The following is a 21,620-nucleotide window of genomic DNA, read 5'->3' on the forward strand; positions in this document are numbered from 1 at the left end:
ACTACTATCAATTATAAACCATTTAATGCATCTAAAAATATAAATCTGTTATTATATAAAGCACAAAACTTTATAACATATATTATGAAAAAAACGTCTTTATTAACTTTAGCTATAATTACTACAGCTTTAATATCATGCACAAGCTTACAAGACAATTCATTTGGTTATGTAGCTCCACCACCAACTCAACAAGACATAGAATCAAATGAGTCAGGCCATATACAACAACCTTGAGGTGTATCAGCTGGGATTATAGCTGAACAAGCCACCCAAGCCATGATGCTTTTATTACGATCAAAGAATAAATAACTACTTCTCAACGTCTATTATTTTTTTGCCATCAACTGATGACTCTTCATTTAGATTACTATTTTTAATCTTAGCTTTACATCTATAATGAGATATAGGACCTGATAAAGCATAGCCTATCATAATCAAATAAAGTAATTTATCAGGCATCGTAAATAACATAAGAATAATTAAAATAAAACAAATCACATACAACTTACTGATATTACCTTTACCATCACTATCTTTAAAACTTCTGAACTTAATGTCACTAATCATCATAAAAGCAAGATATAATGCTGTAAATGTAGTTAAAATAACTGTTATAAAAGCATAATCACCAACAAATGTTCTTTGCCCCATCCAGATTAATCCTGATATAGTAACAGCACCAGCTGGGCATGGCATACCATAAAAGTATAAATGATACTCAATTATACTTTCCTCTGAATTATCGCCAGCAGGCATAGTATCAAACTTAGCTAACCTTAATGCTACAGCAAGTAAGTATAAAAACGAAATAGCGGCACCTAAGGCTCCGATGTTATGCAAACTCCAAAAATACATAACTAAAGCTGGAGTAGCTCCAAATGAAACCACATCTGCTAAGCTGTCTAAAGCAGCTCCAAATTCAGTTTGAGTGTGTGTATATCTGGCTACTCTACCATCAAAGGCATCTGCAAAACCTGCTAAAAGCATATACATCGCAGATGAGACAAAATTACCATTAAAAGCTGCTATAATTGCTAAGAAAGCAAATAGTAAACTAGCACTAGTAAATAAACTAGGTAGTATATATTTTGATCTTTTCATATCTATATTTTCTAATAACCACATAATCTTTTACCTTATATTTGTCTTAATAAATCAGGTCTTAACACTTCTGCTCCACGCAAGTATATATGTTTAATATCTACTTGAGTTTTTCTAGTATTATATGTCAACATAACTCTAATACAATACTCTAAAGCTCCATCACACATCATCTGCTGGCAATCTATTAAAGGAACATCAACCAAACCAAGCTCACGCGCTGCAACAGCTGGAAACTCTGATTTGATGTCAGTAGTAGCGGTAAACACAATATTTACAATATCATTAGTATTAACATCATTATGTCGAATAATTTGTTGCAAAAGCTCTTTTGTCGCACTTATGACATCTTGTCTAGTATCTTTATCTATAGTAGTAGCTCCTCTGATTGATCTTTGCATATTATTCTATCTTATCTGTGCCAACCTTTTGCTTTAAAAGTCTTGGTAGTGGAAAATAGACTTCTTCTTTAATACCCTCAAATTCCTCAACCTCAACTTCTGCCGAGCAAACTTTTGATATCTGGCTAATTATTTGCTGAACAAGGTATTCTGGCGCAGAAGCACCAGCACTGACACCACAGACTTTTTTATTATCGAACCACAACTTATCAACATCTAAAGGATTATCGACAAGATAAGCATCTATGCCTTCTAATGTAGCCAACTCTTTTAATCTATTAGAGTTAGAACTATTTTGTGAGCCTACCACAACTAAAACATCAATACGTTTGAGCATTGCTTTTATAGCTGTTTGACGGTTTTGCGTTGCATAACAAATATCTTCTTTTTTAGGTCCTTTAATATTTGGGTATCTGTCTTTTAAGGCTTGTATCATTCCCTGTGTCTCATCTACCGACAAAGTAGTTTGAGTCGCATAGTAAAGGTTATCTGGATCTTTTATTTTTAGTTCAACAAGCTCTTCTTCACTTTCTATAAGATAAATTGCACCTTTTTTGCTATGATACTGCCCCATAGTACCTTGAACTTCTGGATGACCTTTGTGACCAATTAAGATACATTCAGCATCATTCTTACTTGCTAAACGCACTCCTCTATGTACTTTGGTAACTAAAGGACATGTTGCATCATAAACTACTAGGTTCTTCTTAGCTGCATCTTCTTCAACTTTAGAAGAAACTCCATGAGCACTAAAAATACATACAGCATCATCTGGCACTTCATCAACTTCTTTGACAAAAATTACACCTTTATTCTTAAGAGAATCAACAACAACCTTATTATGAACAACCTCATGACGCACATAGATAGGTGATTTTTCAACTTCTAAGACTTTCTCTACGGTCTCGACAGCACGACTTACACCAGCACAAAAGCCTCTTGGGTTAGCTAGTAATATCTTCACCTAAATCCTCCTCTTTGTCTGCCACATCTAAAATCTTAGCTTCAAACACGATTATCTGACCTGATAGTGGATGATTAAAATCTACAGTGACATCTTGATCATTAATTTCTGTAATCAATCCTGGTAACTTAGAGCCATCTTTTTGGCTAAAAGAAACTATAAGACCATCCTCTAACTGCATATCTTTAGGAAACATATATTTTGGTACCGAATAGATACTTGCAGGATGTTTCTCACCAAAAGCTTCTTCTGGCATTAGAACCACTCGTTTGGTTTCACCAATTAATGTTCCAACAAGTTCATTTTCTACTTTCTCAGTAAAACAGCCTTGCCCCATCTCAAATACAAAAGGTCTGTTATAATTTTCGGTATCTTCAGCAATAGAGCCATCTTTAAGTCTAAATTTAAAGTGCATTTTTACAAAACTATCTGGTGTGATTTTCATGCTATTTACTTATATACTTTTTACACTACAAGATACCATATTTAGGTGGTTTAGTCATCTTTTTGTTTGCATCGAGACTAGTTTTTTATATCTCAATAGATTATTAAATTTAATTAGAGCTACGACAAATATCTACTCACACTCACAAGTTTATAGTAAACTTAAAATTATAAAATATTAATTTTAGGTTTTATGACATGAAAAAATTACTAAAGCTATGCTTAGTAGTGTCATTATTTACAACACTTTTAGCCTGCCAAACACTAGATGGTGATAAAGATAAAAATAATGGTTCGCTAACATTTCCAACCTTAGAGCCATGTACTGCTGAGCTGCTTCAGTCAAGTAAATCATTTATATGTGTAAAAGAGCAAACAGGACCAAATCTGATTGAAACAAATATAAAATTTGAGGCTGATAGTTATACCTTAAACGCCCAAGCTAAAGAAGTTCTAAATAAGCTTTTTGCCTACTTAAAATTAACTGATGCAACAAGATTTACAATTAGAGGCTATGCTGGAAAAGTCGAATCAAAAATTTTGACAGATCAAAAAATTTTAACCGACTACAATATCAGATTATCAAAAAATCGCGCGATTAATGTTGAAGACTATCTTGTAAATAAAGGTCTTAATTCTAGTGATGGAATTACTATCAAAGCTCTAGGCTATCAAGATCCTATCGCACCAAATGATTCAACTTCAAGTAGAGCTATAAACCAAAGAGTTGAAATCACTATAAAAAATAGAGCTATTGAGCAAATTGACAATATTGAAAACCATTTAGAGCATGTCAAACCTGCTGAATATATAAAATTCTTCTCAAATGTTTACCTACTTAATGATGATCAATTAAACAATGTTTCTAGAATATATGATTCTAGAGAGAAACGTCCAATACTAGGGATTAACTTTAAAATTTTTGCCGATAAACAATATACAGCAGCCAAAGATAACAATAACTTCATAATAATATCTGAACCAAAACCAATATCTGCATTTAATGCTGATAAAAAAGTTTATAGATTAGGTACAGCAAAATATGATTATACTTTCAAAGGTATAACAGCGATGACAATATCTAACCTTACTCGTGAAGCTAGTGTCGGTGATTATGTAATACCTAATGATATTGTTTCACAAAAACTACCAGAACAAACTTTTAAAATGAAAAGTAAGGTAACTGCTAATATACTTGAAGATGTAATGAACACAAATACATTCTCATCATCTTATAACAGTATACTATTGAACAAAGGTGAAGCCGATGGCTTTAAAGTCGGTGCTGAGGTTATTTTATATGAGCCAGAAACTAGAACTGACGGTTTTCCAGTCCCACCTAAATATATTGGCTATGGTTTTGTCTATAGGGAATCTCAACACTATTCTATAGCTCTAATTATAAATTCATTACAAGAAATTACAAGTAATTCAATGGCCACAACTATCTTATAATGATTTAATAATTACTACCAAAAGCTTAATTACGCTTCCTATTACACTTTACTTTGATAATATAAGATTCTTTTAAAAGCTAGAGAAAATACTTAGAATATTTATGAGTGATTAGCTTCTAGCAACAAAAATCAAATAATCACGTATATAGATAGTCGTTATCAATACAACCTCAGACATATAAGCAACCCTCATTTGATACTACATTGTAGAGGTAGTCAGCAATTAGCCATAGTTGGTGATATCTAGCTACAGCAAAAATGTCATAGCAAAATGTGCAGAACTCAAAGATTCACAGCTGTCTATAATATCTGGTCTAGCGTATGACATAGACACTCTAGCTCATAAATATGCTATAAATAACAACTAACACTATTGCTTTAGTAGTCACTGGTGTAGATGTTGTAATATATAAATTCAAATAGAGAGCTTTATAATAATCAACTCTGACGGACTGATCTGATAGTCTCAGAATTTCCCTTAGGAACAGGTGTATTACGCTATAACTTCTCCACAGAGAAATCGTATAATCAGTGACTTATCTAGAGGAGTAGTTGTAGTAGCCGCAAGTAAGAGTATTTCTTTGACAACTGCTGAACTTGTATTAGAGCAAAACAAAGAAGTTTTTCCATACCTGGTAGTATCTTTAGCACTACTAGTCAAGGCTGCAATCAACTTATAAAAAAAGGAGCTAATTTTGTTTGTAACATTAATGATATCGAAGAAATAAATATAATCTCAAACACTTCACAAATATCAACTACTGACAACCAAAATAACAAAATCATCTCCCTAAGTGAATCTAAGAAAACAATTTTAGATAGCATAGATAAACTAACTACAGTTGATAAAATCATTATCAAAATCAAAACTTCCATATAATCTAATTAACATCAATTTTATTTGAGCTATAGCTTAAACCATTAATTGAATCTATTCCTGGCGGGTATATAAAAGGATTTGGTAAAAAATTAATCACAATAAGTAAAGGAAGTATAAATATAAATGTATAACAGTATAGTAGGTAAACAAGTAAGGCCTAATGCTAAAATACACAAATGTCCTAATATTTTGTAAATTACAATTAGACTATGGAATATATAGGAATTTCGATAACTAAACCTACAAAAGCCTTAGAACTTGTAAAAGCAGCGATAAAAACCTAATCACATCTCTAATTGTTACCAATAAAAAGCTTGAGGCACTAGCTAAAATCCTTCAAATATTTCGGGAAACTATTGTTGTTACAGACTAATTAACAAATATTGAAAAACTAAACACGCTTGGAGAGCAACTACAATATGCTTATTGATATTGATGCTGTTTACCCGTACAGGTATAAGTTTTACTGTCGCTTTAAAACTTGCTATAGAGAGTAGCTATCGAGAAAATTATTTACAGATCAAGGGAATACAATGCTATTCTGGTCAATTACAACACATCAAATATATGCAAAAATTAGTACTACAGAACAACTTTTAAACAACGCTGGTCAGCTAAAAGCACAAATAGAAATACAGGTCATCTAATACAATAAGGTTCTGGAACCGGCACATATGAAATCGACTACGATATAAAAAATGTAACTGGAGTACAACCTGTTATAGAAATGATAGTGCCTTACTGTGATCCAACTATTAACCTGTATGATGGGTTTTATGTTATTGAGAATGATATAGTCATTGATACATAGGATATAACTTTGCGTGGCAAAGTAAAATAAATAATCAAAGTAAATAGACTTTTTTACTACTAATCTCTAGAATATAACTTTTAGCTATTTAGCTAAAATATTGTGTTATATAACATAGAGTCATTTTAAAAGGCACATAATGCATCGATATAAAAATATTTTTAGCTGGATTATCCTCATTTTAGCAATATATTAGATCATCGTCGTTAATCTCAAAATCTTAGCAACAACATGATGCCTATTAATAAGCTAGTTACTAGTACGATTCTAATCTCTGCTTTTAGCAAGTATAACAATGTGATTATTTACTCGCTCTTTTGTAATTGCTCCTGGAATGGTGATGAATATTTTCTTAGTATATACCCCATCTAAGTTACCACTTACTATGGCAAACTATTTTAGTAGCAACTTTCTGATCAGGAATAATATTTAGGTGCTGGAATTGGACTTTTTATCGCCTATATTATTGTCTTTATAAATAGTGGTTTTAACCTCTAATAAGGTCTTATTAACCCTTAATAGCTTAAATGTACATACATTACTGTTTATAACATGTTTAATTATACTGATAATATTTATTTATCAAAAAAATTCCTGCGCCTATTATTAGTTATTATTCTTGGATACATGCTTTGCTTACCTTTAGAATATTTTTCTCAGCAAAAAATAGTATCTTTACCTACACACATAATAAGCCTATCTGATTTCTCTCTTATTGACAAAATCGATTTTATTGAATGGTTAAAATTTGCTATTTTACCAACGATTTTTACATTTTGTTTCTTAAGCTTATTTAAGTACTGGCAGTATATAAAATCTATATGGTAGTATGGGTAAAGAACATAAACATCAGGATAAAGAACTCAAAAAAACTTTTCTAGCTGTTGCTACAGAGTAAAAAGTAACAAAGGTTAGGTTATTCTAACTCCATTTTTCTTCATATTCTTTCTTATTCCAGCCAGTTCTAGCGTAGTTACCATCTACAACTAACGGTCTTTTGAATAATAAAGCATCTGTAACTAGAAGTTTAAATGCTTCTTCTTCTGATAAACTATCAAATTTCTCTTTAAGACCCATTTCAGCAAAAAGCTTACCGTTAGAATTAAACAGATCAATAGTTTCAAAACCACCAATTTGTTTTATTTGCTGCATTTCTTGCCAGGTTGGTTTTTCTTTGTTAAGGTTAACATACTTAACTTTTTTACCCTTTTCTTCAAAGAATTTAAGTGCGTTTCTAACACTAGTGCAATTATTTATTCCAAATACTTTTATCATATTTTACCTCCTCACTACTATTCAAAATATATTGTATCTTGTTTATATGCTTCTAAAGCAATATCAAGCTCTGTTTTTGTAAGCTTATGTGATAGCTTTGGTAACTTATCAATTTCAAAAAAATCAACTTTCTTAACTTCAAAATTTGGCTTATTTTTACCACCAATAATTTCTGCTAAAAATACCAGACTATAAACGTTATATATCTCACTTTGAATATATTTATTTCTATCCATTAAAGCTAAAAATTTGACTACCTTAATATCATAACCGGTTTCTTCTTTGACTTCCTTGACACATGTTTCAACTGGTGAAAGATCAATATCACACCAACCACCTGGAATGGTCCATTCATTTGGAGTATCAACATCTTCAGTCATCATAAGTTTATTATCTTTAAATATAACCACACGCACACCAGGTTGTGGTGTAGGATAATACATCTCCCTATAGATATTATAAGGCTGGACATCTGATTTAATATATTGATGCAGCATTTTTGAGCTTAGCTCTAAAAGCTCATGGTAATTATCTAAAGCATATGGACACTTTGAATAAACAACTCCTACATGAGCTATTGCTTGGACTTTTTTTATAAATTCAAATATTTTATCTTTCATAATAACTTAATTAGTATATACAAAACTCTTACCTATCCAGGATTATTTACACTTGATATTTGATAATTATCACCAAGTAATTGTTTAATAACCTTAAGCCAGAATTTAACTGCATAATTAGCAACTTTTATTTGCCTCACTTGCCAGCAACCTTTATAACTTTGAATAACACACTGCGCAAAGACACTACTAATTTTTCCTTCTAAAACTAGATAATATAAAAAATTCAGTTTGAACTGTATTACAAACCTTGCTGATTAGTCATTTTAGCAGTTAAAGGAGCAAATTCTGCTTAATACAATTTGTGGATAAAGTTATAATAAATATGATTATTACTTTGATCTATTTCTATAATATCCATTAAGCACTCACATTTTAATATTAATATCTATAATAAATCAAATATCATGATTTTTATCTTGATACTATCTTATCTTGCTTAGGCTTACCAATAATTACTGCTATCGTGCCTAGTACAGATACTGCTAAATCAACAAAAAATATTTTTATAATAAATACCAAACCTTGCATAAAGTTATTAAAATTTATTTATCTCAGCGATTTTGCTTTCCAAAGTTTAGGACCCTGCTGATGAGCTGAAACTCCAAGAGAGTCAACAGCAACTGTTACTGGCATATCCTCAACTTCAAATTCGTAAATTGCTTCCATACCAAGATCCTCAAAAGCAACGACCTCAGCTTTTTTGATAGACTTAGATATCAGATAAGCAGCACCACCTACACCCATGAAGTAGATAGCTTTATTTTTCTTGATTGAGTCAATAGTTGCCTGACCTCGCTCTGACTTACCTATCATCCCCATAATACCAGCTTTCTCAAGCATAAAAGGAGTGAATTTATCCATTCGTGTAGCAGTAGTTGGACCAGCTGGACCAACAGCCTCATCATCAACTGGATCTACAGGACCAACATAGTAGATCAACCTATCTTTAAAGCTTACAGGGAATTCTTCTCCAGCGTTATACATATCTTGTAAACGCTTATGTGCAGCATCACGACCAGTTAAGATCTTACCACTAATCAAAACATTATCTCCTGACCTTAATGCCTCAATTTCTTCTCTAGTAACTGTATTAAGATTTATTCTCTTAACATCATCATTTTGTGTTCGTTCGATCACTGGCCAGTCTTCTATCTTAGGGGCTGGTAAATCAACAGCGCCAGAACCATCTAAAACAAAATGAACATGACGAGTAGCCGCACAGTTTGGAATCAAAGCAACCGGCTTACATGCAGCATGTGTTGGATATTCTTTAATCTTAACATCTAAAACGGTTGTTAAACCACCTAGACCTTGAGCTCCTATACCAAGAGCATTAACACAATTATAAATATCTAGTCTTAATTGCTCTGTTTCATTTTGTGGACCATTTTTGATAATATCTTGGATGTTAATCTCTTCACTAAGAGATTCTTTAGCCAAAAGCATTGCCTTTTCTGCAGTGCCACCAATACCAATTCCAATGATTCCAGGCGGACACCAACCAGCACCCATAGTAGGAAGCATTTCTTCAACCCAATCAATGATGCTGTCACTAGGATTTAGCACTTTAAATTTAGATTTAAATTCAGAACCACCACCCTTTGCAGCGATATCAACCTCAATTTTATCACCATGAACTAAATCAATATGTACGATTGCTGGAGTATTATCTTTGGTATTTTTTCTAGCTCCATGGGGAGGAAAAACCATAGATGCTCTTAATGGATTATATGGATCATTGTAGCCTCGACGCACACCTTCATTAACAAGTTCAGTAATCGTTCTATCCGTTTTATCAAGTTTAGCATTCATACCAACCTTGACAAAAGCACATACCATCCCAGTATCTTGACAGATCGGACGCTTACCGATTGCTGACATCCTTGAATTTATTAGAATTTGCTCCATCGCGTCTTTTGCTGGTTTTGACTCTTCACGCTGGTATGCTTCATACACAGCATTAATAAAATCTTTTGGATGATAATAAGATATGTATTGTAATGCTTCTGCAACACTATTTATTAGGTCTTTTGCCTTGATAACAGCCATTTATTAAATCCTCTTGTTTTAAAACTGATTCTCATTACTTATTATAACAGTAATAGTATAATTTTTAAGCTAGTTTATCTTTTAGCATAAGCCAATAAAATTATGGTTATTCTGGTTTGATAAAAGATCTAGTTAAGCATTACATTCGTATGTAATAACAATCACCAATAACCATTGTAACTTATTAACTAGACAGCATAATGCCGCTAGCAGGATAATCAAGAATATTATTAAGTAGGTACATTTATGCAAAACTTAATTAAAGTGATAATAAAGCGTTGATATTAATATTTTTTTAAAATAAACTTAAACTTCCATATAATTTACTCTTTTATCAAACCAGCGTTTAATTAGTTTATCAACTAGCTCTGGATAATCTTTCTCTATCAAACTAGCAAGTGTTAGAACTTTATCATAATTATCATAATACTCATTAATATCAAAAGTTTTAAAAGTTGATATTCCTGACTGTTCCTTACCAAGGACATCACCAGCACCACGAATTTCTAGGTCTTTTTCTGCTAAGTAAAACCCATCTTGAGATTCTCTTACTAATGACAATCTCTTTTTGCCAACCTCGCTAATTCTATCACTATAAAGCAGAATACAATAGCTTTCTTTAGTTCCTCTACCAACTCGTCCGCGAAGTTGATGAAGTTGTGATATACCAAGCCTTTCAGCATTATCTATTATCATAATAGTTGCATTTGGTACATCAACACCAACCTCTATAACGGTTGTTGCCACAAGTACTGCGTATTTTTTAGCCTTAAATGCAGCCATTTCCTCTATTTTATCTTTAGATTTCATACTACCATAGACAAGACCAACATTTTCTTTACCCAAAGCTTCAATTAATTCTTGATATAAGGTTTTGACATCTTGCAAAAAGTCCATATTTTCAGACTCTTCAACTAATGGACACACCCAATATACCTGCTCGCCGCGTGATACTGCTTGTTTAACCTTTTTTATTAAATTCTGTTTTTTAGCTCTATTTAACACAATTGTAACTATTGGTTTACGCTTAGGTGGTAACTCATCTAAAATCGATAGTTTGAGATTACCATATAAAGTCATTGCTAAAGTTCTAGGAATAGGTGTTGCTGATATTATTAATTGATGTGGTGTTAGATTGCTAGTAGTTGATGATGACTTATTTATTAATGCTAAACGCTGCTCAACACCAAATCTATGCTGTTCATCTACAACTACTAAACCTAGGTTGGCATATTCTACTCGCTCTTGAAAAATCGCATGAGTACCAACAATCACACAATATTTTTCATGCTTGATTTTCCCTAAACTTTCGCGAGTTTGTTTTACTGATAATTTACCTAATAATGGGACGACCTTTACATCAAAATTAGCTAGAAATTGAGAGAGAAAACTATAATGTTGCTCAGCTAAAATTTCAGTAGGCGCCATTATAGCAACCTGATAACCAGATTTAACTGCAGCATATGCTGCCATAGTTGCAACAATAGTCTTACCAGCTCCGACATCACCTTGTAAAAGTCTATTCATCGCTTTAGGTTGTTTAATATCATCAAGAATTTCTTTGATTGCTCGCTGCTGAACACTAGTTAGTTGATATGGTAACTTTTTATAAAATTCGTTTTGCTGTATTTTCGTTAAATATAGTTGTGGTGCTTGCGCTTTTACAGTGTTTTTACAAATATTTTGCTCAGCTAGTTTATAAGCAAGCATCTCTTCAAATTTAATAGAAAATCTCGCTGTGTTTAAGTGTCTCTCATCAACAGAATTTGTCAAAGCGTGGACATAATACAAGGCATTATAAAAACTGATTAAATTAAACCTGCGCAACAGCTGTGCGGGGATAATATTTGTAACCTTATTTTCTTGCAACATTTTCAAAATAATCCTAGAAATCAATCTATCAGGAATATTTTTAAGACGATAAACGGCTGAAAATCGTAGTTTCAAAGCACTTTCACCATCTTTGACAATAGCCCATTCTGGATGAACCATTTGTGGATTTAAAGATAATTCAACCTTACCATAACAGCGTACATACTTAGACTTCTCAAGTATCGTTATCTGATTAGTGTAAAATCTAAATAATATTACACTACAAAAACCTGTATTATCGCTGACATTAAAGCGCAAAAATTTTTTACCAATTTTTTTATATGTAACATTAGTAACTCGTCCTTGGATCAAACTTTTCTTACCTGCAACAAGACAATTAATAGGCGTTATAACACGGGTATCTTTATAGTCTTTTGGGAAAATAGTTAATAGATCATTTGGATTATGTAAATTATATTTAGATAATGCCTTGATAGTTGCTTCACTGACCCCACTAAAATTAACAAACCTCATAAGATTTATCTAACAACAAGTAAACTAATTAAAATTTTAGCATTTTAGTGTTTTAAATACATAATTTAAATTGCCAAATCAAACATTTATTGTTAAATTCTAAGTTATCAATACCTTTATTATTTATTATCTAAGTTATGAACAAACAATTTGTTGCAATCTCAATAATAGCGGCAATTTTATTACTCAGCGCATGTGGTCAAACCGGCGATTTATATCTTCCTAAAGAAACAAACCTCAAATCAGGATCAACTCTTGCAAAATCTGATTCTAGCACGATGAAACAAAATCAACAAAGTAGTTCTGATTAAGCAAATGATAACTATAATGATTCGAAGTTGATAATGATACAACACCTTCTTGTACGCAATAATAATCCAAGCCCTAGTGAACTATTCGAAGGAGATAATAACTTCAGCTATAACAACATATATTCAGAAATCTATGACAAAACAACAAAACTTATTTTAATATCACTGGTTTACTTTTAAACCAAAAAATAATAAAATCGTTGAGATATTAGTGTAAAAATAATAAAATTTGCCCAGGGAGGGTTTCTAAATGTCTAAAGTTTGTATAGTTACGGGTAAAAGACCGGCTACTGGAAATAATGTTTCACATGCTCAAAACAAAACAAAAAGAAGATTCCTACCAAATCTTCACACACATAGATTTTGGGTAGAAAGTGAAAACAGATACATAAAGCTAAAAGTTAGCTCTAAAGGTATGAAAATCATCGACAAGAAAGGTATTGAAACTGTTCTTAGCGATCTTAGAGCTAAAGGTCATAAAATTTAATAAAAGCTTTTTAATAAGGAAAATACCATGAGAGAGAAAATCAGATTAGTTTCTTCTGTGAAAACAGGACATTTCTATACTACTACAAAAAACAAAAGAGAAATGCCTAACAAAATGGAAATCAAAAAATATGATCCAATAGTTCGCAAGCATGTAATGTATAAAGAAGCTAAAATAAAATAATGGAGATAACCTGCTTAATCTTAAGGCCTTACATATGAAGCAAGCTTTTCATTTTAAAGGTGGTAGTTATACTATCAGTGCTATTAACATTAATGTAACTGAATTTACTCAGATTGAGAGTTTATTGAATTCAAAAATTTCTCAATCTAAATCATTTTTTCATAATACCCCTTTTGCTATTGATATTCGCGATATTGATCAAAATGAGAAGTGCTCAGTTAACTTTTTAGAAAAAGTAATCGCCACCTTTAAAGCTAACGGAATGATTCCTATAGGATTTGTTGTTGGCAACAGAGAACTAAAAACAAAATTAGCTAAAGCTGGCCATAATATTTTAAAAAGTGGTAAATCCAAAGAGACTAATGTCGACGAGGACAAAAATTTTACTGCTGCTAAAATTGTTACTACCCCAGTACGTACTGGTCAATCGATAAATGCACGTGACTGTGATGTTATTGTTACTGCAAATGTCAATAATGGTGCTGAAATTATTGCTGATGGCAGCATTATTGTGTATGGTAGAATTGGGGGGAGAGTAATTGCTGGTAGTTCTGGTAACAAAGATGCTAGAATAATTTGTAAGGACCTAAGAGCAGAACTAGTATCAATAGCAGGTAAGTATGTCACACTAAATAATGAAAGCATACCTGTAGAAAATACTAACACTGATGGATATATAGTCTATCTACAAGACGATAAGATACATATAGAAGGTTTTTAATTTTTTTAAAAAAATTTAAATGGAAGAGGTTTAGGCTAAAATGAGTGAAAAAAAACAAGGCAAGGTATTTGTAGTTACTTCTGGCAAAGGTGGTGTTGGTAAAACTACTTCAAGTGCCGCTGTTGCATATGCTTTTGCTAAAAATGGCCTTAAAACAGTGGTTATTGATTTTGATGTTGGTTTAAGAAACCTCGATCTTATAATGGGGTGCGAGAGAAGAGTTGTATATGACCTGATAAATGTTATCAGAGAAGAAGCAACTATCAACCAAGCTATTATCAAAGATAAAAGAATCGATGATTTATACATTATTCCAGCATCACAGACTAGGGATAAAGATGCTCTAACTGAAGAAGGCGTTGATAGACTCATTGAAGAATTAAGGAACTCTTTTGATATCATTTTATGTGATTCTCCAGCAGGTATTGAGAAAGGCTCACTAATGGCTATGAGATGTGCAGATGCTGCAATTATAGTAACAAATCCTGAAGTTTCATCTGTTAGAGACTCTGATAGAATATTGGGTATGCTTTCTAGCAAAACTCTTAAAGCTCAAAGAGAAGGTGAATTTAAAGAGATTCATTTACTTCTTAATAGATATGATGCAGCTAGAGCAAGAGCTGGTTCAATGCTTAAAGCTGAAGATGTTAGTGAAATACTATATACGCCTATCGTTGGTATTATTCCAGAGTCTAAAGACATACTAGAGGCTTCAAATAGTGGTCACCCAATCACACATTTCAATGATTCTATTGCCGCCAAAGCATATTTCGATGCTGTAGACAGAATGCTTGGTAAAGATGTACCAATGAGATATACTGAACAAAAAACCAGTTTCTTCAAAAAATTGATAGGTAAATCATAATATGCTAACTAAACTTTTTGGATTAGGTAAAAAACAACAGAGTGCTTCAGTAGCTAAAGAAAGGCTACAGATCATCGTTGCTCACCAAAGAAATGAGTTACATCCAAGATCTTCTAAGATAAGTAGCCACTTACTTGCAGAACTAAAAGATGAAATAATTGAAGTTGTTAAAAAATATGTTGCTTTATCTGAAGAAAATATTAGAGATATTGATCTAAAAGTCGAAGATAGTAGCAAAAATTCAACCATAGAAGTTAATATTCCTTTTAACTAATACTATTTTTGATAATGTGTAATATTAATTTCAAAAATGTCTCTTTTTATAGAGGTAGCCACTGCATTTATGACAATATTACTTTTACAATTCCTGCTAACAAAATAACTACAATACTAGGACCTTCTGGTGCTGGTAAGACTACCATATTGCAGCTCATAGCTGGACTAATTAAACCAGCATCTGGTAAAATTTATATTAATGGTACAACTATTGAGAAAAACACTAAAGAAACCCAACTAGAAAAACTACGTTGCAGAATGGGCTTTCTTTTTCAGTCAGGTGCCCTTTTTACTCATTTGAGTGTTTATGACAATATAGCTTTTCCATTACGTAAAAATACTAATCTTGATGAAAAACTTATAAGAAATATTGTACTACTAAAGCTTCAAGCTGTCAGATTAGCACATACAATTAATATGATGCCAAGCGAGCTTTCTGGTGGTATGGCGCGTAGAGTAGCTCTTGCAAGATCAATTGCCATGGATCCTGATATTATGATGTATGATGAACCTTTTACAGGGCAAGATCCAGCATCATTTAATAAATTACTAGAATTGATATCTACCTTAAACGAATCTTTAAATATGACTTCATTAATAGTTTCACATGATATCCAAGAGTCTTTGAGCATATCTGATCACATTATTATAGTAGGCAATAGAAAAATTATAGCTAGCGACTCGCTGAAAAATATAAAAAACAGTAAAAATCAACAGATACGAAATTTTTTATTGGATCATAATTATGATAACCATAATGATTTAGAAGATTTTTTTTTAAAAAAAGAGCTTTTAAGGAGATAGTTTGTGACAATATTCAGCAAAGTATATATTCTTACACTCTCTTTGATATATAACTTAGTAAAATCTCTTAGCTTAATAATTAGAATACTTATTAGTAAATTAATTATTAGAGATTGTATTATTCAAATAAAGGCTGTTGGAGTTAACTCAATTATTATTATATTTACATCTGGTGTCTTCATAGGATTAGTTTTAAGCTTACAGGGCTACCATACCCTATCAAAATTTGGAGCCCATTCGTTATTAGGAGTTATGGTTGCACTTAGTGTGCTTAGAGAACTTGGACCAGTAGTTACAGCGATGCTTTTTGCTGGACGAGCATGTAGTTCAATAACTTCAGAAATTGGACTAATGAAGGCTACCGACCAAATCAATAGCCTCAAGGTTATGAATGTTAATCCAATTAGATTTATATTATCTACAAGGTTTTGGGCTTGTATGATAAGTGGTCCAATCTTAGCACTTATCTTTGCAACTGTTGCTATACTTGCATGTTTCATACTTGCAGAGGCAGCTTTAGGAATTAGCTACGGAGAGTTTTGGAGCAATATACAATCGTCGGTTACAACTTCAGATATATCTAATGGAATTATAAAAAGCGTTGTTTTTGCTTTTATAACTGCATGGATAGCTTTATACCAAGGTTATTATTGTATACCAGACTCAAACGGCATAGCTAAAGCTACTACAAAAACCGTTGTTTATTGCTGTATGAGTGTTTTGGGTGTAGATCTTATTTTAACATCGATTATGTTTGGAGGAGTTTGATGAGGAACAAATATTTTGAGACCTCAGTAGGAATTTTTATAATAGTAGGAATACTGTGTCTATTATTTCTAACACTCAAAGTCAGTGGTACATCATTTAAGACATTTAATACACATGAATATACCATTACAGCAGAATTTAAAAATGTAGGTTCATTACGCACAAATGCTTCTGTAAAAATAGCTGGAGTAGAGATTGGCAGAGTAACTAAAATCACTCTTGAAAAGAACTATAATGGCTTTATGGCTGTTGTGACTATGGCAATAAATAGTGACAAAAAAATCCCTGCTAATTATTCTGCATCAATTGCTATGTCAGGAATCTTAGGTGATAATTATGTTGCCTTAAGCTCACCTAGTGAAGATATAATGGCTATAGCTAGTATAGCTGATTCTAATAGATCCTCAGAGCAAGGTAAATATCTACATCAAGGATGTGTAATACCATTAGAAAATACTGAATCAGCAATTGATTTAGGATCTTTAATTAATACTTTTGTTGCAGGCAAAGATGATGATAAAAACAAAGAATAATAAACTACCGCTTTATAAATATATTTTTTGTTTAAATCTAGGGCCATAAATTAACTTTGAGAGCTTTCGGTTATGCTACGTAAAATTTTGGTTTTTTTATCTTTAATAAGATTAACAATTTCAAGTGCTTGGGCAATAGAAAACCCTGTTGATATGCTTAACAAAACCATTGTAAAAACCCAAAACAAACTTATAAAAAATGTCGATGAGTATAAACAAAATCCATACAAGCTGCTATGCCTTGTTGATCGCGAAATCATTCCAGTAGTTACTCCTAGTGTAATTGCTCAGCTTGTTGTTGGAACTCCAAAATGGAAAAAAGCAACACCAAGGGAACAAAAACAGTTCATACATTCAGCTACAGAGATGCTGGCATTCATGTATGCTAAAAATGTTGCATATGCTGGTAAATATAAACTTACATTATTACCTTTTAATAAAAATGATATAAGCTGGGAGAACAAGCCAATTGTTATCGTAAATGGTAAAATTACAAACATATATAATAATCAAAGTTCAGATTTTGCTGTAAAAATGTTCCAAAAAGATGATAAATGGCATATCTATGACTTTGATGTAGCTGGTGTTAGTATCCTAAAAACATATCAACAACAATTCGCACAATATCCAAATATTGTTGAAATGATAAAAGCTGCTGAAAAAGTCACAACTAGGATTAAAGAAAAAACATATCCTAAACTTTTAGATGGAAACTATAATCTTCAAAATATACAATGATAACTGTAGATAATAATAAATGGACTATAGAAGCAGATTTAACATTTAAAACCGTTGCTGATATATATAGACATTTTAGAAAAAACTTAAAAAAATTAGATAAAACTTGGATTATCGATTTTGCCAAATGTGATAGGATTGATAGCGCAGGCCTATCACTTATAATTGAATATATAAAATATGCTCAAAAAAATAATATACAAATCATATTTAAAAATATTGACCAAAAGACACTTGCTTTAGCAAAGGTACATGGTGCTAAAACTATTTTAGAAGAATATATTGATTAATATATCAGGAGAAAAAATGACAAAGGAACAACTTAAGGATATCTTAGAGAATTCACTAAAAAACTGTACAGCAGATGTTCAAAGCGATGATAATGTACACTTCTCAGCAACTATAATTGCTGAAGAGTTTAATGATATGCCTAGTAAAGTTAAAAGACAACAATTAGTCTATTCAAAAATAAATAAATATATCCTTTCTGGTGAGCTACATGCTATAGCGATGCAAACTATAGCTACTAATGAAGCTAAATAAGTTTTTTATTTTTTTCTTCCTTATTTTCTATCCTTGATTTTTATAGAGCTAAAATACTACTAATATAAACTAAAGATACGCTATATAAACTTTACTTAGTATGTGAAAAATTTTTTTTGAATATCAATAAATCAAAAGCTAACCCTACTCCGCTAAAGTTTAAACTGCTGATGCTGGGGAGTCTGCATCTGGAAGGTCTGCTTTGGCGTCTCTGACTTCTGTTTTTAGCTCAATAGCCTTACTTTGTGTTGTATCATCATTATCAACATTAGCTAAGGCTTCTTCAACTTGTGAAGCTTTATTAATCTTACTAATACTACTCTTTAATATAACTGGAGGCTCTGAAGATTTGACCTTAATACCACCTGTAGTAGCAATTTGTGCATTGACATTATCACTATCTAATCCTAGTACACCTAATACTGCTTGGTCAGTCTGAATAGTTGCATTATCTTTGTTTAACTGTTGTTTTAGTACTTTAGCCAAACCATAATCGTAGTTTTGTAGATAAGCATTTCTCATCGCTATATAAGGATCTATAGATACTTCTTTCAGATTTAAATATGATGGCAAATAAGATACTCCTTGGTTAACATAATATGCACCTGTTGTACCGACACTTACTCCCCAAGCTATCGCAGGAGCTACAGGAGCAAAGAAAAATATATAAGTTAACGGGTTAAATAAAGCATCAACCCCTGTAGTAATATCCTCTAATGTACCTGGACCAATAAGAGGCCACACTACATAAGGTGATGTTTCATTATCACTATATACACCCCATTTATGCAATGTAACAGCAAAACTTTGATGATATCTCATCGGTTTATTAAACCAACTATCAGCAACATCAAAATAACCTGCTATACCTAAAGTAGTATTTATCAAGAATCTAAAACTATCATCACCAGCATAATCCCATTCACATTGGAACATATCATTTACAACTCTAGCAGGTTCAGCTAAGTTTTGGAATATATTGAATATTCCACTCTTGAAAGAGTCAGGAACAACTTTATCGTACGCATTAGCAGCAGGAGTCAAAGTCTCATAAACCTTATCATTAAAAGCATAAATTGACCTATTATAACTCTCAAAAGGATCACGATTATCAATATTAGTTTTCCAGCTCGAACAACTACTCAAAGTCGCACTTAATACTGATAATAGTAAAGCAGACTTAGCACTTAGTTTCATCGAAATTATTCTCTTATTTAGGTTTGCAAAAAATACAAGAACTATTATAGTAAATTAGTGTATAAAACTCTAATAAAAATTTTCTTAGTAGTTTATCTTTGATATTATTTAGGGAATAATATTACAACTCTCAAAATTATATGAGAAACATAGATAATAATGAAGTTGATAAATTCTCTCGTTTAGCTAGTAGTTGGTGGAATCCTAATGGTGAATTTAAAACTCTACATCAAGTTAATCTACTAAGATTAGAATTTATCAAGAAATTTACCGATCTTAATAATAAAAAAATTATCGATATTGGTTGTGGTGGCGGTATACTTAGTGAGTCACTCGCAAAAAATAGCAATGATGTTTATGGTTTGGATGCATCTTCACAAGCTATAAGTATAGCCAACGAGCATTCTAAGCAGAATAAGCTCAAAATTAACTACATAAACTCAACTGTAGAAGATTTTGTCATACAAGGCAATTTAAACTTTGACATTGTAACTTGTATGGAAATGTTAGAGCATGTTCCAGACCCAGAGAGTATCATAGCTTCGATCGCAAAGCTAATAAAAAAAAATGGTTTATTTTTTGCCTCTACTTTAAATAGAAACCTTAAATCATATCTGTTATCAATCGTTGCTGCTGAGTATATTCTGAAAATGGTACCTCAAGGCACACATCACTATAACAAATTTATCAAACCTTATGAACTAATAAAAACAGCAGAGAAATATGGTTTTACAGCACTAGAGATAATAGGTGTGCATTACAACCCACTTACAAATAATTTCAAACTCGGTAGTGGCGCTGATGTTAACTATATTATAGCTTTTAGAAAGATATAAAGATGCAATACAACTATTTAAACTATCCATAATGATCTCCCTCCTTCATTATAATCTACTTTGCATACCGCAAGTTAGCTACTGGTAAACAGCAGATAATTTATTTACTCGATCAGTTTAAATCACAAATAATTTTATGTACATAACTTTATAACAACCTTGAAGTAGCTAATGGTAAAATTAATTGGTGGTTAAATGAAGTAAATAAAGTCAATAAAAATAATATATTTTCTCCACAGCTAAAAAAATTAACAGAAGTTTTTGACCAAGCAATTCTCTAAGCCTTTCTAATAATAACAGTAGTGCTACACAAATAGACTTCAACCAAAATTTCTCAAAGAATTTCTTAAATATTGAAACTCTCAAGGCTTTATACCTAAATGATTTTGCAAAAACTGATAATATCAAAATAGAACAAAATGCTAATAATGAAATAGTTAGACATATTTTCTGTATGCCTAAGCATTTTTATAATCAAATCTGCTTTGATCATAAAATCTCATAAACTATGTCTAGTAAAGTTTTCAAAGACATAATTACTCAGTGGCTAGCGCTTTATAAAAAAACAACTCTTGATAAAAAACTTAAACCATTAGAAATGGTTAATAAAATCCATTATAAAGTAGTGACAAAATCATCTTAAGAATATCGATAATCCTTTTAGGGAAGCTCTCAAATTTTCTCCTTTGAATTTACTTTTTTACTCAATATAAAAAAACTATACTTTTTGATATTCTTTTTTAGCTTTTTACAGCTTTCTGCTACGACGATATCTAATAATTATAATTTTAGTAATCCTACACCACCATATTTAGTTAGCATTAATTTCTATCCTAGTATCAATACTAATCTAAAAATCGAGCCTAAAAATAAACCTAATTTTAAGACTCAAGCTCAGAATTAAATTCGTTATTAACATGACCAGTAGCTTGTCTTTTAAAACAATAGTTTTAAAAGCTATTTCGTAAATAATTAATAGGCCTCAATAATATATTTATCCTAAA

Annotated in this window: 23 protein-coding genes and 5 pseudogenes; 18 read left to right on the forward strand and 10 right to left on the reverse strand. The window is 31.6% G+C overall.

All coding sequences use genetic code 11. The features are described from left to right. Nucleotides 1-84 precede the first annotated feature (84 nt). Nucleotides 85-308 (forward strand): annotated as a pseudogene (locus tag FSC845_RS01035) (hypothetical protein). Nucleotides 309-312: 4 nt separating this feature from the next. Here FSC845_RS01035 and FSC845_RS01040 read toward each other — a convergent pair. Genes FSC845_RS01040 through FSC845_RS01055 form a run of 4 tightly spaced genes read right to left on the reverse strand, consistent with a single transcriptional unit; the run spans nucleotide 313 to nucleotide 2,914 of the window. After that, nucleotides 313-1,128, reverse strand: a complete 816-nt coding sequence (locus FSC845_RS01040; RefSeq protein WP_064461391.1) for a CDP-alcohol phosphatidyltransferase family protein — start codon at nucleotides 1,126-1,128, stop codon at nucleotides 313-315. An 11-nt stretch (nucleotides 1,129-1,139) separates the two neighbouring features. Further along, nucleotides 1,140-1,505: a chorismate mutase gene (gene aroH / locus FSC845_RS01045; RefSeq protein WP_064461392.1), complete on the reverse strand. Its 366-nt coding sequence runs from the start codon at nucleotides 1,503-1,505 to the stop codon at nucleotides 1,140-1,142. Nucleotide 1,506: 1 nt separating this feature from the next. Then, nucleotides 1,507-2,469, reverse strand: a complete 963-nt coding sequence (gene ispH, locus FSC845_RS01050; protein WP_064461393.1) for a 4-hydroxy-3-methylbut-2-enyl diphosphate reductase — start codon at nucleotides 2,467-2,469, stop codon at nucleotides 1,507-1,509. After that, on the reverse strand, nucleotides 2,450-2,914 hold the full coding sequence (locus FSC845_RS01055) for an FKBP-type peptidyl-prolyl cis-trans isomerase (RefSeq protein WP_064461394.1): 465 nt from the start codon (nucleotides 2,912-2,914) through the stop codon (nucleotides 2,450-2,452). The genes ispH and FSC845_RS01055 overlap by 20 nt, the downstream gene beginning before the upstream one ends. A gap of 197 nt (nucleotides 2,915-3,111) precedes the next feature. Here FSC845_RS01055 and FSC845_RS01060 point away from each other — a divergent pair, with 197 nt between their 5' ends. Both FSC845_RS01060 and FSC845_RS08455 read left to right on the forward strand, forming a co-directional pair. Continuing rightward, nucleotides 3,112-4,368, forward strand: a complete 1,257-nt coding sequence (locus tag FSC845_RS01060) for an OmpA family protein (RefSeq protein ID WP_064461395.1) — start codon at nucleotides 3,112-3,114, stop codon at nucleotides 4,366-4,368. A 238-nt stretch (nucleotides 4,369-4,606) separates the two neighbouring features. Next, nucleotides 4,607-5,050: pseudogene (locus FSC845_RS08455) on the forward strand (DNA-processing protein DprA). Here FSC845_RS08455 and FSC845_RS08460 read toward each other — a convergent pair. Then, nucleotides 5,040-5,195: a hypothetical protein gene (locus FSC845_RS08460; RefSeq protein ID WP_236940290.1), complete on the reverse strand. Its 156-nt coding sequence runs from the start codon at nucleotides 5,193-5,195 to the stop codon at nucleotides 5,040-5,042. The pseudogene FSC845_RS08455 and the gene FSC845_RS08460 sit on opposite strands and share 11 nt — an antisense overlap. A gap of 1,062 nt (nucleotides 5,196-6,257) precedes the next feature. Here FSC845_RS08460 and FSC845_RS06820 point away from each other — a divergent pair. Further along, nucleotides 6,258-6,953, forward strand: a pseudogene (locus FSC845_RS06820) (NCS2 family permease); the annotation flags it as partial. 29 nt (nucleotides 6,954-6,982) lie between these two features. Here FSC845_RS06820 and FSC845_RS01070 read toward each other — a convergent pair. The 4 genes from FSC845_RS01070 to FSC845_RS01085 form a co-directional block, all read right to left on the reverse strand. Then, nucleotides 6,983-7,336: an arsenate reductase family protein gene (locus tag FSC845_RS01070; RefSeq protein ID WP_064461396.1), complete on the reverse strand. Its 354-nt coding sequence runs from the start codon at nucleotides 7,334-7,336 to the stop codon at nucleotides 6,983-6,985. A gap of 17 nt (nucleotides 7,337-7,353) precedes the next feature. After that, complete coding sequence (locus FSC845_RS01075; RefSeq protein WP_144416510.1) at nucleotides 7,354-7,956, reverse strand: NUDIX hydrolase N-terminal domain-containing protein; 603 nt, start codon at nucleotides 7,954-7,956, stop codon at nucleotides 7,354-7,356. A 549-nt stretch (nucleotides 7,957-8,505) separates the two neighbouring features. Then, on the reverse strand, nucleotides 8,506-10,008 hold the full coding sequence (locus FSC845_RS01080; RefSeq protein ID WP_064461398.1) for a fumarate hydratase: 1,503 nt from the start codon (nucleotides 10,006-10,008) through the stop codon (nucleotides 8,506-8,508). A gap of 306 nt (nucleotides 10,009-10,314) precedes the next feature. Beyond that, the gene (locus FSC845_RS01085) at nucleotides 10,315-12,354 is read right to left on the reverse strand and encodes an ATP-dependent DNA helicase RecG (RefSeq protein ID WP_064461399.1); all 2,040 of its coding nucleotides are present in this window, start codon (nucleotides 12,352-12,354) and stop codon (nucleotides 10,315-10,317) included. A gap of 137 nt (nucleotides 12,355-12,491) precedes the next feature. Here FSC845_RS01085 and lptM point away from each other — a divergent pair. The 12 genes and pseudogenes from lptM to FSC845_RS01140 all read left to right on the forward strand — a co-directional run. Next, nucleotides 12,492-12,654: pseudogene (gene lptM, locus FSC845_RS08465) on the forward strand (LPS translocon maturation chaperone LptM); the annotation flags it as partial. Nucleotides 12,655-12,915: 261 nt separating this feature from the next. Continuing rightward, a complete protein-coding gene (gene rpmB, locus FSC845_RS01090; RefSeq protein ID WP_064461400.1) occupies nucleotides 12,916-13,152 on the forward strand; it encodes a 50S ribosomal protein L28 in 237 nt (78 codons plus the stop codon). A 27-nt stretch (nucleotides 13,153-13,179) separates the two neighbouring features. Next, nucleotides 13,180-13,335: a 50S ribosomal protein L33 gene (rpmG, locus tag FSC845_RS01095; protein ID WP_064461401.1), complete on the forward strand. Its 156-nt coding sequence runs from the start codon at nucleotides 13,180-13,182 to the stop codon at nucleotides 13,333-13,335. Nucleotides 13,336-13,369: 34 nt separating this feature from the next. Next, nucleotides 13,370-14,056 carry a septum site-determining protein MinC gene (gene minC, locus FSC845_RS01100; RefSeq protein ID WP_064461402.1) on the forward strand — a complete coding sequence of 229 codons (687 nt, stop codon included), beginning with the start codon at nucleotides 13,370-13,372 and terminating at the stop codon, nucleotides 14,054-14,056. Between the two features lie 40 nt (nucleotides 14,057-14,096). Then, nucleotides 14,097-14,921 (forward strand): septum site-determining protein MinD, encoded by an 825-nt coding sequence (minD, locus tag FSC845_RS01105; protein WP_064461403.1) that lies wholly within the window; start codon nucleotides 14,097-14,099, stop codon nucleotides 14,919-14,921. A 1-nt stretch (nucleotide 14,922) separates the two neighbouring features. Then, the gene (minE, locus tag FSC845_RS01110; RefSeq protein ID WP_064461404.1) at nucleotides 14,923-15,195 is read left to right on the forward strand and encodes a cell division topological specificity factor MinE; all 273 of its coding nucleotides are present in this window, start codon (nucleotides 14,923-14,925) and stop codon (nucleotides 15,193-15,195) included. 14 nt (nucleotides 15,196-15,209) lie between these two features. Beyond that, a complete protein-coding gene (locus FSC845_RS01115; RefSeq protein WP_064461405.1) occupies nucleotides 15,210-16,001 on the forward strand; it encodes an ABC transporter ATP-binding protein in 792 nt (263 codons plus the stop codon). Nucleotides 16,002-16,004: 3 nt separating this feature from the next. Beyond that, nucleotides 16,005-16,769, forward strand: a complete 765-nt coding sequence (locus FSC845_RS01120; protein WP_064461406.1) for an MlaE family lipid ABC transporter permease subunit — start codon at nucleotides 16,005-16,007, stop codon at nucleotides 16,767-16,769. Continuing rightward, entirely contained in the window at nucleotides 16,769-17,302 is a 534-nt protein-coding gene (gene mlaD, locus FSC845_RS01125) for an outer membrane lipid asymmetry maintenance protein MlaD (RefSeq protein WP_064461407.1), read from the forward strand. Before FSC845_RS01120 ends, mlaD begins: the two co-directional genes overlap by 1 nt. 72 nt (nucleotides 17,303-17,374) lie before the next feature. Further along, nucleotides 17,375-18,040, forward strand: coding sequence for an MlaC/ttg2D family ABC transporter substrate-binding protein (locus tag FSC845_RS01130; RefSeq protein ID WP_064461408.1), 666 nt, complete (start codon nucleotides 17,375-17,377; stop codon nucleotides 18,038-18,040). Further along, complete coding sequence (locus FSC845_RS01135) at nucleotides 18,037-18,330, forward strand: STAS domain-containing protein (protein ID WP_064461409.1); 294 nt, start codon at nucleotides 18,037-18,039, stop codon at nucleotides 18,328-18,330. Before FSC845_RS01130 ends, FSC845_RS01135 begins: the two co-directional genes overlap by 4 nt. A gap of 16 nt (nucleotides 18,331-18,346) precedes the next feature. Then, nucleotides 18,347-18,583 carry a BolA/IbaG family iron-sulfur metabolism protein gene (locus FSC845_RS01140; RefSeq protein ID WP_064461410.1) on the forward strand — a complete coding sequence of 79 codons (237 nt, stop codon included), beginning with the start codon at nucleotides 18,347-18,349 and terminating at the stop codon, nucleotides 18,581-18,583. 159 nt (nucleotides 18,584-18,742) lie between these two features. On the opposite strand, the gene FSC845_RS01145 is transcribed toward FSC845_RS01140, so the two are convergent. Continuing rightward, entirely contained in the window at nucleotides 18,743-19,780 is a 1,038-nt protein-coding gene (locus tag FSC845_RS01145) for an MlaA family lipoprotein (RefSeq protein ID WP_064461411.1), read from the reverse strand. Between the two features lie 140 nt (nucleotides 19,781-19,920). Between FSC845_RS01145 and ubiG the strand changes: the two genes are divergently transcribed. Beyond that, nucleotides 19,921-20,616, forward strand: a complete 696-nt coding sequence (gene ubiG, locus FSC845_RS01150) for a bifunctional 2-polyprenyl-6-hydroxyphenol methylase/3-demethylubiquinol 3-O-methyltransferase UbiG (RefSeq protein ID WP_064461412.1) — start codon at nucleotides 19,921-19,923, stop codon at nucleotides 20,614-20,616. 2 nt (nucleotides 20,617-20,618) lie between these two features. After that, nucleotides 20,619-21,329, forward strand: a pseudogene (locus tag FSC845_RS01155) (hypothetical protein). Nucleotides 21,330-21,620 lie beyond the last annotated feature (291 nt).

This window comes from Francisella persica ATCC VR-331 (genome assembly GCF_001653955.1).
GTDB classification, from domain to species: Bacteria; Pseudomonadota; Gammaproteobacteria; order Francisellales; family Francisellaceae; genus Francisella; species Francisella persica.

Coding starts and splice junctions, on each gene's coding strand:
- FSC845_RS08460 (WP_236940290.1), bottom strand. CDS start 5,195: ATGCTATCTAAAATTGTTTTCTTAGATTCACTTAGGGAGATGATTTTG.
- rpmG (WP_064461401.1), top strand. CDS start 13,180: ATGAGAGAGAAAATCAGATTAGTTTCTTCTGTGAAAACAGGACATTTC.
- FSC845_RS01135 (WP_064461409.1), top strand. CDS start 18,037: ATGATAACTGTAGATAATAATAAATGGACTATAGAAGCAGATTTAACA.
- FSC845_RS01145 (WP_064461411.1), bottom strand. CDS start 19,780: ATGAAACTAAGTGCTAAGTCTGCTTTACTATTATCAGTATTAAGTGCG.
- minC (WP_064461402.1), top strand. CDS start 13,370: ATGAAGCAAGCTTTTCATTTTAAAGGTGGTAGTTATACTATCAGTGCT.
- FSC845_RS01140 (WP_064461410.1), top strand. CDS start 18,347: ATGACAAAGGAACAACTTAAGGATATCTTAGAGAATTCACTAAAAAAC.
- aroH (WP_064461392.1), bottom strand. CDS start 1,505: ATGCAAAGATCAATCAGAGGAGCTACTACTATAGATAAAGATACTAGA.
- FSC845_RS01040 (WP_064461391.1), bottom strand. CDS start 1,128: ATGTGGTTATTAGAAAATATAGATATGAAAAGATCAAAATATATACTA.
- FSC845_RS01085 (WP_064461399.1), bottom strand. CDS start 12,354: ATGAGGTTTGTTAATTTTAGTGGGGTCAGTGAAGCAACTATCAAGGCA.
- minE (WP_064461404.1), top strand. CDS start 14,923: ATGCTAACTAAACTTTTTGGATTAGGTAAAAAACAACAGAGTGCTTCA.
- rpmB (WP_064461400.1), top strand. CDS start 12,916: ATGTCTAAAGTTTGTATAGTTACGGGTAAAAGACCGGCTACTGGAAAT.
- FSC845_RS01055 (WP_064461394.1), bottom strand. CDS start 2,914: ATGAAAATCACACCAGATAGTTTTGTAAAAATGCACTTTAAATTTAGA.
- FSC845_RS01115 (WP_064461405.1), top strand. CDS start 15,210: ATGTGTAATATTAATTTCAAAAATGTCTCTTTTTATAGAGGTAGCCAC.
- ubiG (WP_064461412.1), top strand. CDS start 19,921: ATGAGAAACATAGATAATAATGAAGTTGATAAATTCTCTCGTTTAGCT.
- FSC845_RS01130 (WP_064461408.1), top strand. CDS start 17,375: ATGCTACGTAAAATTTTGGTTTTTTTATCTTTAATAAGATTAACAATT.
- FSC845_RS01060 (WP_064461395.1), top strand. CDS start 3,112: ATGAAAAAATTACTAAAGCTATGCTTAGTAGTGTCATTATTTACAACA.
- FSC845_RS01080 (WP_064461398.1), bottom strand. CDS start 10,008: ATGGCTGTTATCAAGGCAAAAGACCTAATAAATAGTGTTGCAGAAGCA.
- FSC845_RS01075 (WP_144416510.1), bottom strand. CDS start 7,956: ATGAAAGATAAAATATTTGAATTTATAAAAAAAGTCCAAGCAATAGCT.
- FSC845_RS01070 (WP_064461396.1), bottom strand. CDS start 7,336: ATGATAAAAGTATTTGGAATAAATAATTGCACTAGTGTTAGAAACGCA.
- mlaD (WP_064461407.1), top strand. CDS start 16,769: ATGAGGAACAAATATTTTGAGACCTCAGTAGGAATTTTTATAATAGTA.
- minD (WP_064461403.1), top strand. CDS start 14,097: ATGAGTGAAAAAAAACAAGGCAAGGTATTTGTAGTTACTTCTGGCAAA.